The organism is Bradyrhizobium commune (genome assembly GCF_015624505.1).
GTDB lineage: Bacteria > Pseudomonadota > Alphaproteobacteria > Rhizobiales > Xanthobacteraceae > Bradyrhizobium > Bradyrhizobium commune.
The window spans coordinates 7,572,070-7,586,056 of record NZ_CP061379.1 but is presented as its reverse complement, the minus strand read 5'-3'; the positions used below and the strand labels follow the sequence as shown (position 1 = coordinate 7,586,056).

The window sequence follows — 13,987 nt, the reverse complement described above, 5'->3', positions numbered from 1 at the left end:
CCGAGGTTGTGGGACAACGTTAGGTCTCTAGCGCCGGTAGCCGCTGGCGCGCGAATAGCCCTGGCGGTTCTGCTGCGTCGGCCGGCTGGCGACGCTGACGCGGGCCTCGCTGGAGGCGGGCGTGGCGAGCTTCAGCTCTTCCAGGAAGATCGGGCGGGCGAAATAATAGCCCTGGGCATAGCGGATCTTGGTCGCGGCCTGGAGATAGGCGAGCTCCTCGTAGGATTCGAGGCCTTCGGCGATCACCGTCATCCCGAGCGCTTCGCTCAAGGATTCGATGGCGCGCAAGATGCCCTGGCTGCGCGGCCGCTTATGGATGTCGGTGATGAAGGAGCGGTCGATCTTGATCTCGTCGGCGGTAATGTCGGCGAGCGCCGAGAGCGACGAGAAGCCGGTGCCGAAATCGTCGATCGAGATGCCGACGCCGAGCTTGCGGAACATCGGCAGGATCTCGGACTGGAAATGATTCTTGGCGACGAAGGCATCTTCGGTCACCTCGATCATGAAGCGCTTGGGAAAGCCGGTCTCCTCCAGGGCGATCGCAAAGCTACGCATGAATTCGGGGTTGCCGGCCTGCTTGGCCGCGACGTTGATGCTGATGGTCGCATCCGCGCCAAACATGTCGTTGATCAGGTCGATCGACTTGACGATCTCGGCGAGCACCAGATGCGTCAGCTCGTCGATCAGCCCGAGCTCGACCGCAAGGTTGATGAACGAGCCGGGCGCCTGGATGACGCCCTCGTCGTCGCGCAACCGCACCAGCGCCTCGATGCCTTTCACGGCCTGCGTGCGGATATCGACCTTGGACTGGAACGCGCAGCAGAAGCGCTTTTCGAGGATGGCGAGCCGCAGCGACTGCTCGATCTTCATCCGCGCCAGCGCCTCGCGCTCCATGCCGGCATCGAAGAACGCGGCAGACCCCTTGCCGTTGTTCTTGACGCGGTACATCGCGATGTCGGCGTTCTGGCGCAGCGTCTCGAAGTTGCGGCCATGATCCGGATAGAGGCTGACGCCGACCGAAGTGGAGGCGAAGATCTCCGAATTGTCGATGAAGAACGGCGCGGTCAGCCGCTCCAGCGTCGCCTGCATGAATTCGGCGACTTCCTCCTGGCTCTGGATCGGCGACAGCAGCAGCAGAAATTCGTCGCCGGAGATGCGCGACAGCATGTCGGAATCGCGCAAGTCGCGCCCGAGCCGCTTCGACAGCTCGGCCAGCAGTGCATCGCCGACGGCATGGCCGTAATAGTCGTTGATGTGCTTGAAATTGTCGACGTCGAGAAAGGCAAGCGCAAAGCGCTCGCCATCGCGCGCCAAGAGGCTGTTGGCGCGATGCTCGATCACGCGCCGCGAGGGGAGGTCGGTCAGCTCGTCGAAATAGGCCGAGCGAAACAGCTGGTCCTCGAAATTCTTCTGCTCGGTGATGTCGGCAGAGGCCGAGATCAGGAGGTCGCGGCCGGCGAGACGGACCGGACGATGTGTGGTGAGCAGCACCTGGCGCGCGGGGCCGTCGTGGAGTGCTTCCTCAGCGATGACGGCCTGGCCGGCGTTCAGTGCCCGCCGGCAAGCGTCGCGACGCTGCGCGAGATCGAGTGACGGCCGGCGGCCGTCCATGCCGAGCTGGGTTGCGGCAGCATCGTTAACCAGGAGAAGCTCGCCTTGCGCATCCTGCACGGTCAGGCCGGCCGGCAGCAATTTAACGATTTCCTTGAGAAATCCGAGCTCGGCCTCGGACGCGCCAAAATATTTGTTGTCGTTCATAGAAGTCATGAATCTTGTTGTTTCAGCGCGCCTTTGCAATGGACGCGATTTTGCGCAATTCCCTCTTAGGTTTGGTTAAGGGGTCCGAAGAAATACGGGGGTGTTTCGCAGCGATGCGACGCGCGCAGACGATCGTCATTAACAGAGCGTCAACGGCGCTTGCGGAAGAGCAAGCGAAGCGTGCGGTGCGCTTTCGTTTGAGACGAGTCTAGCGCAGGATGAGCTTGGCTAGAATCGGTCGGCCGCGAGGTCGGTGCACCTTTCCCGCTTGCGGGAGAGGTCGGCGCGTCCCGGGCGATATGAAGCATCGTCCCGCGCGCCGGGTGAGGGTCCTCTCCTCTTCGCGGTTTCTCGATCGCGGAGATACCCTCTCCCCAACCCTCCCCCGCAAGCGGGGGGAGGGAGCGCGCCTCCCACGTTGCGACATTTGAACTAACCGCATCATGTTCTATTCGCTCTTTGGAATGCGACATTGCATGATGCAATGCAGCCCGGTCTTCAGGTAGGAGATCTCGGTCTTGCCATCGAAGGCGGACAGCGCCGATTTCAGCAGCTTGGTGCCGAAGCCCGGCTCGGAAATCTTGTCGACAGTCGGTCCCTCGGTCTCGTCCCAGGTAACGGTCAGACGGTCGTCGCTGACGGTCCATGACACCTGCAACAATCCGCGCGGTGCAGAGAAGGCCCCGTACTTGCCAGCATTGGTGGCGAGTTCGTGAAACATTAGTGACAACGTGACCGCGAGCTTCGGCGGCAGGAACAGCCGCTCGCCGTTGAGGGTGAAGCGGACATGGCCGTAGGGGCCGAGCTCGGAGATCAGGAGGTCGCGGATATCGCAGCCAGCCTTGTCGATCCGCGAGATCAGATCGTCGGTTGCCGCCAGCGAGCGCAGTCGCGGGTCGATCCGGGCCCAGACCTGCGGCTGGTCATGCAGCACCTGATGCAGCACGGCATGCACGGTCGACAGCTTGTTCTTCAGCCGGTGCTGGAGCTCGTCGACCAGGAGCTTGCGATAGTCCTCTTCCTCGATCAGGCGCTTGGAGATCCGCCGCTGCTCCGTCAGCATCGTGCGATAATGCTCGACACCCCAGATGGTAAGCGCCGAGACGCCCCAATAAAGTGTCAGCAGGGCGAACCTGGCGCGATCGGCATGGGCGTCGCCGAAATTGACGATAACGCCAAGCACGCCGCCGACCAGTGCCGTGATGATGCCGATCCTTAAACCCCCGAAGGCGGCGGCAAAGAACACGGCCGGAAAGTACGGCGTGAAGTAGACGTCGGGGCGCACCTGCGCGAGGCCCCAGCGCGCCAGGGTCGCGGCCAGGAGGCAAGCCACCGCAAAGGCGATGCTAAGGCCGAGCGATGGCGGCGCCACGCCCTGCCAGCCTCTGCGGAATTCGTCGATCAGCTTCCCCATGCGCAGCCCAGTCGCGATATGCGTTCGAAAATCGAGTGGCAGTCGGGAATGTTACGCATGTCATCCGCGCAAGCAAAGCTTGCCTTGGTGGAAGCCCGCGGGAATAGTGATTGTCGCGGCTCCGGCTGTCGCGGAGACGTCATCGACCGGCGTTCGCCATTTGGCTTCAAAACGTTCGAGAACAGGAACATTCCATGGGCAGGCTGGACGGCAAGGTTGCGGTGATCACCGGAGCGACGAGCGGGATCGGATTGCGTACCGCAGAAGTCTTCGTTGCCGAAGGTGCCAAAATTGTGATCGCAGGCCGGCGCATACCGGAAGGCGAGGCGCTGGCGAAGCAGCTCGGCGTCGCCTGCGTTTTCCGTCAGACGGACGTGACGGTCGAGGCGCAGATGCAGGCGCTGATCGCGCTCACCGTGGAGAAATTCGGCAGGATCGATTGCCTGTTCAACAATGCCGGCGGTCCGGCCCAGACCGGCGGCATCGAGGGCCTCGAGGTCGAGCGCTTCGACGCTGCGATGGCGACGCTGGTGCGCAGCGTCATGCTCGGCATGAAGCACGCCGCGCCTTACATGAAGAAGCAGGGGTCCGGCAGCATCATCAACAATGGCAGCATTGCCGGCCGCCTGGCCGGCTTCTCGTCCTCCGTCGTCTATGGCGCGGCCAAGGCGGCGGTGATCCATCTCACCAAATGCGTGGCGATGGAGCTCGGCGAGTCCAACGTGCGCGTCAACTCGATCTCGCCCGGTGCAATCGCGACCGGCATCTTTGGCAAGGCGCTCGGACTGTCCACCGAGGCCGCCGAGAAGACGCCGGCGGTGATGCGCGATGTCTACAAGACCGCGCAGCCGATCCCGCGCGCCGGCCTTCCCGACGACATCGCCCATGCCGCGGTGTTCCTGGCGAGCGACGAGTCCAGCTTCATCAACGGCCACGACCTCGTCATCGACGGCGCCATCACCGGCGGCCGCAACTGGACCCAGCAGCAGCAGGGCTATGTGGCCTTGCGCAAGGCGTTCGATCAGGGAGCGTAGAAGGCGGAGCCGTAGGGTGGGCAAAGGCGCGCCCTTCGCGCGCCGTGCCCACCATCGTTGTTCGAGCATCGAGAAACAGGGCGGGCACGCTTCGCTTTGCCCACCCTACCAGAGCTGCGGCTAAACCGCCTTCACCACCACCCGCATCCCATCCCGCGGCTTCGGGATCGGCCACATCTGCCAGTCCGGCCTGTAGCCAGGCGGCAGCGACACTTCGATGTTCTGCAAGAAATGCCGCGCAAAGCATTTCGCCTGCATGTTGGCGAAGTGCAGGCCGAGGCACATATGCGCGCCGCCGCCGAACGGCACAAAGGCGAAGCGATGGCGGTTGCGCTGGGCTTCGTCGGTGAAGCGCAGCGGATCGAAGCGATCCGGCTCGGGCCAGATCTCCTTCATGTGATGGGTATAGAGCGGATTGACGCCGATCGCGGTGCCGGCGGGAATCGTAAAACCCTTGAAGCTGAAATCGCGCATCGCGCGGCGCGGCATCGACGGCACCGGCGGCTTGATCCGCAGCGCTTCCTTGAAGGCCATCTCCGACAGCGGCATCTTTTCGAGATCGTCGAAGGAGCTTGGAGCATCGGCGGCAAGCCCGAGCGCCTGAACCTCCGTGCGCAGCTTGTCCTGCCACTCCGGGTTCGCCGCGAGCTCGCCGATGAACGAGGTCAGCGACGATGTCAGCGTGTCGTGCGCCGCCATCATCAGAAAGCTCATGTGATCGATGATGTCCTGCTCGGACAGCAGCGCGCCGTCCTCATGGGTGGCGTGGCAGAGCTGCGAGAACAGATCCTCGCCGCCCTGTTTGGCGCGGCGGAGCGGGATCTGCTCACTGAAATAGGCGACGATGCGCTTGCGCCCGGCGACGCCGCGCGCCATCTGGGTGCCCGGCAGCGGCCGGCGGATCGGGGCGACGGCGGCGGCGACCATGTCGACGAAGGCGCGGTTGATCTCGTCGACCTCGGGTCCGATGTCGGCGCCAAGGAAGGACGCGGCGGCAAGATCGAGCGTGAGCTGCTTCATCGCCGGATAGAGCTGCATCTCGCCGGGCTTGGCCTTCCACTGCGCGACGCGGCCTGCGATGCCGTGGTCGAGATCGCTGAGATAAGATTTCATCGGCCCGGATTTGAACGCGACCGACAGCGCCTTGCGATGCAGCCGGTGCTCGTCGAAATCGAGCAGCATCAATCCGCGCGGAAACAGCAGGCCAAGCACCTTGTTCCAGCCGTGGGTCGACGAGAACAGCTTCTGCTGGTCGAACAGCACGAGCTCGTTGGCTTCCGGCCCGAGCAGCACGACATTGGTCTCGCCGAAAAGATGGGTGCGGTAGACCGGACCGTATTTGGCGCCGTTCGCCTCGACGTGGCCCTTCGGGTCGGCCAGCACCTGAAACGTCTTGCCGATGATCGGCCAGCCTTCGTCGCCGGGGATGTGCGTCAGCTCGTTGCGCCTGGGCGCGGTGTATTGAAGCGCAGGCGAGGCCAAATTCTGCATCGACATCATGAAGGTTCCGGTTGACTGACCGGATCAGCATAGCACAGGCGGAGATGCTTCGCCTGTGATCACCGTCACAGCGGCTTGCGGCAAGCAGCTATCGCTTCGCCGCTTCCTTCTGCAAATCCGGCGCATTCACGGCGGGAATCGCGACCCGGCCGGGGCCGGTCACTTTCAGCGCTTCGGCGGCCTTCTCGTTCTGCATGATCTTGGCCATCACGGCCTGTCCCGCACGCTCGAAGATCGCGCGGTTCTCGATCACGAATTTTTGCGACTTGCGCAGCCCGTCGATGTAGCCGTTGATCTCCGGCACGACATAGCGCGCCACCATGTCCCAGCTCCGGCGCGTCGCTTCCAGATTGGCCCAGTCGTGCACGAAGCCGATGATGGCGCCGACTCCACCGGAGACCTGCATCACGTTCTTGATGGTTTTGACGAGATCGTCGGGCGTGCCGATGGTGGACGCCGCGCCCTCGACGAAGGCGGTCTTGTCCACGGCTTCATCGGGCGAGGAGAATGGCTCGAGGCCCGGCCGCTGCAACGTGCCGACATTGTATTCGTTGTGCCAGCGCATCAGCCCGGCGGCGGCCTCACGGCGGGCCTGCTCGCGGGTCTCGGCGATGTGGAAGCTCAGGAGCACGCGCCAGTCGGCGCGGTTGACCGTCGTGCCGTGCTTCTTGGCGGAATCCTCGGCGAACTGCCATTGCTGCTGCAATGACATCAGCCCCTGCGTCGTCATCGAGCCCAGCGAGATGATGCCGATGCCGTATTTGCCGGCGAGCGTCATGCCCGACGGCGAGATCTGCGACGCCACGACGAACGGCATCTCCTCCTGCAACGGCAGGATCTGGAGCGCGGCGTCGTTCATGGTGAACCAGTCGCTCTTGGCGGTCACACGCTCGCCGCTGAACAGGCGGCGGATCACGCCGATCGCCTCGTCCTGGCGGTCGCGCTGGGTCATCGGATCGATGCCGAGCGTGTGCGCGTCCGACGCCAGCGCGCCGGGGCCGGAGCCGAAGATGGCGCGGCCGCCGGTCATGTGGTCGAGCTGCACCATGCGCTGCGCGACGTTGAAGGGGTGGTGATAGGGCAGCGACACCACGCCGGTGCCGAGCCTGATCCGCTTGGTGCGCTCGCCGGCCGCGGCCAGAAACATCTCGGGCGAGGCGATCATCTCCCAGCCGGAGGAATGGTGCTCGCCGCACCAGAACTCGTCATAACCCAGCGCGTCGAGTTGCTCGACCAGGTCGAGGTCGCGCCGGAACTGGAGCATCGGATGCTCCCCGATCGGGTGATGCGGGGCCAGAAAGGCTCCAAACTTCAGGCGCGCCATGGCGTTCTCTCCGGCTGAATTTTCTGTTTGTTAGGTGCCGTGAAGCTACGTGCCCGATGGCACGAACGCAATCGCGCGGTGTCCCGCGCGGCGGAATGCAGCTATGTGCGGAGAGGCGAAGCTACCGCGTCATCCTGTTCCAGGCGTCGAGGCCGGCGATCTTGTAGGCCTCGGCCAGCGTCGGATAGTTGAACGTGTTCTGGATGAAATAGTCGATGGTGCCTTTGAGATTGAGCACGGCCTGGCCGATATGGATCAGCTCGGTGGCGCCTTCGCCCAAAATATGCACGCCGAGCAGCCGGCGCGTCTTGGTCGAGAAGATCATCTTCATCATGCCGCTGTTCAGGCCCATGATGTGGCCGCGCGAGGTCTCGCGGAAGCGCGCGATGCCGACCTCGTAGGGAATGCCGCGCGTGCGCACCTCTTCTTCGGTGAGTCCCGCGGTCGAGATCTCCGGCACCGAATAGATGCCATAGGGAAAGAATTCCGGCGGCGCCAAAGGCTCCATGCCAAGCGCGTGGCAGGCGGCGACGCGGCCCTGCTCCATCGAGGTGGAGGCGAGGCTCGGAAAGCCGATCACGTCGCCGGCGGCGTAGATGTGCGGCACGCTGGTCTGCAAGGTCACGGGATCGACCTTGATGCGGCCGCGGTGGTCAACCTCGATGCCGGCGGCCTCGAGGTTGAGGCGATCGGTGGCGCCGACGCGGCCCGCCGCGAACAGCAGCATTTCCGTGGTGACGTGCCGCCCGTCGGCGAGATGCGTGACGATGCCGCCCGTCGCGGTCTTCTCGATCGAATTGACCTTGGCGCCGAGCCGCAGCGCGACGTTGCGGTCGCGCAGCTCGTGCATGAACTCGTCGATCAATTCCTTGTCGATGAAATCGAGGAAGGTCGGCCGCGGCTCGATCAGGGTCACGGGCACGTCGAGCGCGCTGAAGATGGTGGCGTATTCGACGCCGATCACGCCGGCGCCGATCACGGCGAGGCTGCGCGGCAGCTTTGGCAGCTCGATGATCTCGTCGCTGTCGAGCACGGTCGCGCCGTCGAACGGCACGTAGTCGGGCCGGAACGGGCGCGTGCCGCAGGCGATCAGGATGAAGGCGGCGGACACAGTCTTGGTCTCGCCGATCGAGCTCGTGATCTCGACCTCGTGCGGCGAGACCAGCCGCGCCTCGCCATTGGCGGTGCGCACCAGATTGCGGCTGAACTGATGCTCCAGCACCTCGACCTCGTGGTCGAGCGTCTTCTGCAGCCGGGTCATCAGGTCGCTGGCCGCGATGTCCTGCTTCACCCGGTAGGAGCGGCCGTAGAAGCCGCGCTCGCGCCAGCCGGACAGATTGAGCACGGTCTCGCGCAGGGTTTTCGAGGGGATGGTGCCGGTATGGACCGAGACGCCGCCGACCCGCCGGCCCTTCTCCACCACCAGCACGGCCTTGCCGAGCTTGGCACATTGCACCGCGGCCCGGCGCCCGGACGGGCCCGAGCCGATCACCACCATGTCGTAGTCGTACATCGGACGCGCTTCCGAACCCCGCGAGACCAGCGGAAACTCCCATGCAGCAATCGGGCCAAGGCAGCAAGGTCTACCTCTGAGGTGATCGCGCGGACGATGCCGATCTGAGAGCATCCGGTGCAAATAATTCCGGAAGGTCCGTGCGCCGATCCATCAAACCGTCACAAGACAAATCGATTCGGCGTGCCGCTGATCTGGTGTGGCGTCGCGCGGGCGAAGCATCGCGGCACCAAACTGTTGATCGAAGGCTGCATGCTTCAGATCGCGGGCCTCGCCGCGATCGCGTTCGTTGTCGTGGAGATCGATAAGCCGACGCCGCTCCTGCTCGCGCTCATCATGATCATCTTCGGCTATGGCCAGGGGATGGTGATGGCGCCTTTGTCGGATGCGGCGCTCTCGACTGTAAAACCTGTCGCCGCCGGCTCGGCCTCCGGCATGTACGGCACCATTGCTCAGATCGGGAATGCGGCCGGCGTGGCCGCAATCGGTGCGGTGTTCTTTGCGATCGAAGCGCTGCAATCGGCGCGCGCAGGATTTCTCGTCTCGCTCGCGCTGTTTGTGACGTTAATCACGATCTGCGCCGCATTCCTGACGTGGATGCGCCGCGCTGCTGCATCAAGTTGAGGCATTGCGGTTAATACCTCCGGATTTTTGCGGATTCCTGCGGGCTTTTCGGTGATTTCGCAGCGATCGACAGCACACGGTCTTTTTATTTTGCACCGCAGCAACTATTTGGTTGGGATGAACGTTGAACGTCGCCCGCCAGGAGTTGCCGTGTCACTCGCCCGAAATGTCGATCTGTTGAGACGCCTGCCGAGGCTGGAGCTGGATGGCCTGCGCTTTCCAGACTTTGGCCCGAGCGCAGATGCGTCGAGCCCGTTGCAGGAAGTCACGGGCTTTGGCAGCAATCCCGGCGCCCTGCGCATGTTCGCGTTCGTGCCGGCGCAATTGCAGAAGCAGCGCGCGCTCGTCGTCGTGCTGCACGGCTGCGGCCAGACCGCAGCGGCCTACGATCTCGGTGCGGGTTGGTCGACGCTCGCAAGGCATTACGGCTTCGCGCTGCTGATGCCCGAGCAGCAGCGCATCAACAACGGCAACACCTGCTTCAACTGGTTCACTCCCGAAGACACTGCACGCAACTCCGGCGAGGCGCGCTCGATCCGCGAGATGATCGCGCATCTGGTCGAGGCGCACCGGATCGATCCCCGACGCATCTTCATCACCGGCCTCTCCGCCGGCGGCGGCATGACGTCGGTGATGCTCGCGACCTATCCGGACGTGTTTGCGGCCGGCGCGGTGATCGCAGGACTTCCCTACGGCATCGCCTCGAATCTGCGCGAGGCGCTGGACGGCATGTTTCATTCCCCGGTGCGGCCTGCGCGCGAGCTCGGCGATCTCGTGCGCAAGGCCTCGTCCCATCGCGGGCCGTGGCCGAAGGTATCGGTGTGGCACGGCAGCGCCGACCGCACCGTCAATCCCGGCAATTCCAACGAGATCGTCAAGCAGTGGCTCGACCTGCATGGGCTGCCAGCCGTGCCGATGGCGGAGACCAATGTCGACGGCTATCCGCGCCAGGCTTGGTGGAACAAGAACGGCGAGACGCTGGTCGAATCCTATGCCATCACCGGCATGGCGCATGGCACGCCGCTCGGCATCGCCGAGAATGATCAGCGCTACGGCCTCGAAGGCGCCTTCCTGATCGAGGCCGGCATCTCCTCGTCCTATCACATCGCAAAGTTCTTCGGCCTGACTGGCTGGATTCCGGACGCTGCGAAGAAGGCGGAGGCAACGCCTGCTGCCGTGGTGCAGCCAAAACTGTCGCCCGCGCCGCATCTCGCCCGCTCGATCCGCGCCGCCGTCGCCGACGAGCAGGCCAAGCCGAAGCGCGAGAAAAAGCGCGGCTTCGACATTGGCGAGATCATCACGCGCGCGCTGACCGCCGCGGGATTGATGAAGTAGCGGCTTGTCGTCCCGGCGAAGGCCGGGACCCATACCGCGGAATCTATCTATTGCGGTCGGTAGGAGTGCCGAGCGACCAACTCCAAACTCCCGTCTCGGAGTATGGGTCCCGGCCTTCGCCGGGACGACTGTGGGGTTTGTACTACCCCGTCTGATCGATCATTTCGATCGGCGTTACCGTCACCTCGCCGCCGGCGGCGACCTTCCGCGTCATCTCCGTATAGGCCTTGAAGAAGTCGCGCGATTGCAGCGCCTTTTGTGCGGCATCGTCGGTGACGCTGGCGAGATGGAAGTAATGGCCGTCGTCGCGATTTTTCAGGACGCGATAGCCGATCCGGCCCTTCAGCTCCGGATCGTCGTTGATCGCCTTGATGAAGCGGCCGATCTCCTGGTGCCATGCGTCCGTCGTGCCGTTCCTGAATTCGTATTTGATCATGAAGTGCTTCATGTGACGCTCCCTGTTCGTCATGTGCACGCATCATCTGCGCCTTGCGAACAATCCCGCAAGTACGGACAAAATTGATAGTATGGACTTTTTCGCCGTCGCTCCTATCCTCGCCCGCAGGCTAACCTGTGGAGGAAACCATGGCGAAGGCAAAGGCGCTTCCGGCCCGCAGCTGCCCGGTCGCGGCGTTTCAGAAAATGATCAGCGGCAAATACAAGCTGCGCATCGTCTGGGATCTCAAGGACGGCCCGCGCCGCTATGGCGAGATCCGCAGCGGCCTGTTGCGCGGCACGTCCGGCAGCGCCGAGATCACTCCGCGCGTGCTCAGCCGCGAATTGAAGGCGTTGACGATGAGCGGCCTGATTGACCGCAAGGATTTTGGCGAGGTGCCGCCCAAGGTCGAGTATCGCCTGACGCGGAAGGGCAAGAGCTTTGTGCCCGTCGTCGCCGCGATCCGCGAATGGGGCGAGCGTAACCTCGGCGAAGCGTCAGCGTTCGCGGACGCCGCCGAATAGCGCATGATCCGGAAAGTGTGAAGCGGTTTTCCGATCAGATCATGCGCAAGCAAGAAAGTCCTACATCTCGCCGGTGATGAACGGATTGGTCATTCGCTCCTGGCCGATGCTGGAGCCGGCGCCATGGCCGCAGATGAAGCCGACGTCGTCGCCGAGCGGCAGCAGTTTTGTCATGATCGAATTGATCAGCGTGGCGTGACTGCCGCCGGGCAAATCGGTGCGTCCGACCGAGCCTGCGAACAGGACGTCGCCGACATGGGCAAAACGCAAGTCCTTGTTGAAGAACACCACGCTGCCGGGCGAGTGGCCGGGGCAATGCAGGATGTCGAACGTGAGGTCGCCGATCGACACCGTGTCGCCCTCGTCGAGCCAGCGGTCCGGCTCGAAATTGCGCCCCCCGGTCATGCCGAAGCGCGCGCCGCTCTCGACTACGTTGTCGAGCAGATATTTGTCGGCGACATGCGGACCCTCGATCGGCACTTTCAGCGCGTCGCGCAATTCGGCCGCGCCGCCGACATGGTCGATATGGCCGTGCGTCAGCCAGATCTTCTCGACCGTGACGCCGGTCTGCTTGATCGCCTCCAAAATCTTCGGCACGTCGCCGCCGGGATCGATCACCACGGCCTTCTTGCCGGGCTCGTCCCAGATGATGGTGCAGTTCTGCTCGAACAGCGTCACGGGCACGATGATCGCGCCGGCCTTGGATTGCGAGGACTCTTGGGTGTCGTTTTGCTCGGTCATGGCCTCACAATGCCGATTTTTGCTGCGCCGCCAAGCAAAATAGTCGTGTCGAAATCCGGGAACAGCTCGACCCATTGTCACACGGCCGTCCCATTTGGCTTGCTGGTTTGAACCTGGGCCCGGCTTCCGCGTTCTCTCGCGCGAGGCATATCCAGGGTGGGTTTTCCGACATGGCTCAGGGCGGCGAGAACTGGTGGCGTGAGGGGGTCTTCTATCAGATCTACCCGCGCTCTTTTCAGGACTCAGATGGCGACGGCGTCGGCGATCTCGCGGGCATCCTGCGGCGGCTGCCTTATGTGAAATCCCTCGGCGTCGATGCGATCTGGCTGTCGCCGATCTTTCCCTCGCCGATGGCCGATTTCGGCTACGACATCTCCGACTATACCGGCATCGATCCGCTGTTCGGCACGATGGCGGATTTCGACGCGCTGCTCGCCGCGGCACATGAGAACGGGTTGAAGCTGATCCTCGACCTCGTGCCCAATCATACCTCGGACCAGCATCCCTGGTTCATCGAGAGCCGCTCCTCGCGCGACAATCCCAGGCGCGATTGGTACATCTGGCGCGATCCTGGTCCCGATGGCGGTGTGCCGAACAACTGGCTGTCCGAATTCGGCGGCAGCGCATGGCAAGTCGACGCGGCGACGGGTCAATATTACTACCACGCCTTCCTGGCCCAGCAGCCGGACCTGAACTGGCGCAATCCGGCGGTGCGCGCGGCGATCTATGACGTGATGCGGTTCTGGCTGGACAAGGGCGTCGACGGCTTTCGCGTCGACGTGATCTGGCACCTGATCAAGGACGCGGAGTTTCGCGACAATCCGCCAAATCCGCATTATGTCGCGGGCCGGCCCCCCAACGAGAAGATCCTGACGCAATACTCCACCGACCAGCCGGAAGTGCTGGATGTCATCGCCGAGATGCGGCGCATCACCGATGCGTTTGGTGCGCGCGTGCTGATCGGCGAGATCTATCTGCCGCTGCACCGCCTGATGGCCTATTACGGCAACGACCTCACCGGCGCGCAAATGCCGTTCAACTTCGCGCTGCTCTCGACCTTCTGGAGCGCGCGCGCGATCGAGAAGATCGTCGACGATTATGAGAAAGCGCTGCCGAGGGGCGCCTGGCCCAACTGGGTGCTCGGCAATCACGACCGCCCGCGCGTCGCAAGCCGGGTCGGCGAGGCGCAGGCCCGCGTCGCCGGCATGCTGCTGCTGACACTGCGTGGCACGCCGACGCTCTATTACGGTGACGAGATCGGCATGCATCAGCTCGCAATTGCGCCCGCGGACGTCCGCGATCCCTTCGAGAAGAACGTCCCCGGCATCGGCGTTGGCCGCGATGGCTGCCGCACGCCGATGCAGTGGGATTCTTCGAACTACGCCGGCTTCTCCGAGGTCCGGCCGTGGCTGCCGCTGCCGGAGGATCACGTCCGCGAGAACGTCGTCAATCTCGAAGCCGACACGCGCTCGATCCTCGGCCTGTACAAGCGCCTGATCGGCTTGCGCAAGGCCTCGCCGCCGCTGGTCGCGGGCGACTATCATCCGATCGCAGCCCAAGGCGATCTCCTGATCTACCGTCGCGAGGCCGAGGGCAGGTCGGTGATCGTGGTGCTCAATCTCGGCCCCGAGCCGATTGCGGTGACCACCAGTGCGATCAAGTTTGGCAGCGAGATTTTGCTGTCGACGTTTCTGGATCGCGAGGGCGAAAAGCTGGAGGGCGTGCTGGATCTGCGGGGGAATGAAGGCGTGGTGGTGGCGCCGCCACCCTAGCCGTCGCCGGGA

The 13,987-nt window shown here is 63.8% G+C and carries 12 protein-coding genes; 5 read left to right on the top strand and 7 right to left on the bottom strand.

All coding sequences use genetic code 11. The features are described 5' to 3' along the window. Positions 1–27 precede the first annotated feature (27 nt). Positions 28–1,758 (bottom strand): putative bifunctional diguanylate cyclase/phosphodiesterase, encoded by a 1,731-nt coding sequence (locus IC761_RS35540; protein ID WP_195801250.1) that lies wholly within the window; start codon positions 1,756–1,758, stop codon positions 28–30. A gap of 448 nt (positions 1,759–2,206) precedes the next feature. Beyond that, a complete protein-coding gene (locus IC761_RS35535) occupies positions 2,207–3,172 on the bottom strand; it encodes a sensor histidine kinase (RefSeq protein WP_195801249.1) in 966 nt (321 codons plus the stop codon). 194 nt (positions 3,173–3,366) lie between these two features. Here IC761_RS35535 and IC761_RS35530 point away from each other — a divergent pair, with 194 nt between their 5' ends. Further along, complete coding sequence (locus IC761_RS35530) at positions 3,367–4,206, top strand: SDR family NAD(P)-dependent oxidoreductase (protein WP_195801248.1); 840 nt, start codon at positions 3,367–3,369, stop codon at positions 4,204–4,206. 120 nt (positions 4,207–4,326) lie between these two features. Here IC761_RS35530 and IC761_RS35525 read toward each other — a convergent pair whose 3' ends face one another. The 3 genes from IC761_RS35525 to sthA form a co-directional block, all read right to left on the bottom strand. Further along, positions 4,327–5,703 (bottom strand): cytochrome P450, encoded by a 1,377-nt coding sequence (locus IC761_RS35525; protein WP_195804884.1) that lies wholly within the window; start codon positions 5,701–5,703, stop codon positions 4,327–4,329. Between the two features lie 91 nt (positions 5,704–5,794). Beyond that, positions 5,795–7,030 (bottom strand): LLM class flavin-dependent oxidoreductase, encoded by a 1,236-nt coding sequence (locus IC761_RS35520; RefSeq protein ID WP_195801247.1) that lies wholly within the window; start codon positions 7,028–7,030, stop codon positions 5,795–5,797. 121 nt (positions 7,031–7,151) lie between these two features. Then, complete coding sequence (sthA, locus tag IC761_RS35515) at positions 7,152–8,543, bottom strand: Si-specific NAD(P)(+) transhydrogenase (RefSeq protein ID WP_195801246.1); 1,392 nt, start codon at positions 8,541–8,543, stop codon at positions 7,152–7,154. A 183-nt stretch (positions 8,544–8,726) separates the two neighbouring features. On the opposite strand from sthA, the gene IC761_RS35510 reads away from it, so the two are divergent. Continuing rightward, positions 8,727–9,167 (top strand): MFS transporter, encoded by a 441-nt coding sequence (locus IC761_RS35510; RefSeq protein ID WP_246791417.1) that lies wholly within the window; start codon positions 8,727–8,729, stop codon positions 9,165–9,167. 150 nt (positions 9,168–9,317) lie between these two features. Next, positions 9,318–10,502 carry an extracellular catalytic domain type 1 short-chain-length polyhydroxyalkanoate depolymerase gene (locus IC761_RS35505; protein ID WP_195801245.1) on the top strand — a complete coding sequence of 395 codons (1,185 nt, stop codon included), beginning with the start codon at positions 9,318–9,320 and terminating at the stop codon, positions 10,500–10,502. A gap of 142 nt (positions 10,503–10,644) precedes the next feature. Here the strand turns inward: IC761_RS35505 and IC761_RS35500 are convergent, their stop codons facing one another. Next, the gene (locus IC761_RS35500; protein WP_195801244.1) at positions 10,645–10,950 is read right to left on the bottom strand and encodes a hypothetical protein; all 306 of its coding nucleotides are present in this window, start codon (positions 10,948–10,950) and stop codon (positions 10,645–10,647) included. A 137-nt stretch (positions 10,951–11,087) separates the two neighbouring features. Between IC761_RS35500 and IC761_RS35495 the strand changes: the two genes are divergently transcribed. After that, a complete protein-coding gene (locus IC761_RS35495; protein ID WP_195801243.1) occupies positions 11,088–11,462 on the top strand; it encodes a winged helix-turn-helix transcriptional regulator in 375 nt (124 codons plus the stop codon). Positions 11,463–11,522: 60 nt separating this feature from the next. Here the strand turns inward: IC761_RS35495 and IC761_RS35490 are convergent, their stop codons facing one another. Then, entirely contained in the window at positions 11,523–12,203 is a 681-nt protein-coding gene (locus IC761_RS35490) for an MBL fold metallo-hydrolase (RefSeq protein ID WP_195801242.1), read from the bottom strand. 170 nt (positions 12,204–12,373) lie between these two features. Here IC761_RS35490 and IC761_RS35485 point away from each other — a divergent pair, with 170 nt between their 5' ends. Continuing rightward, positions 12,374–13,975, top strand: coding sequence for an alpha-amylase family glycosyl hydrolase (locus tag IC761_RS35485; protein WP_195801241.1), 1,602 nt, complete (start codon positions 12,374–12,376; stop codon positions 13,973–13,975). The last annotated feature ends 12 nt before the right edge of the window (positions 13,976–13,987 follow it).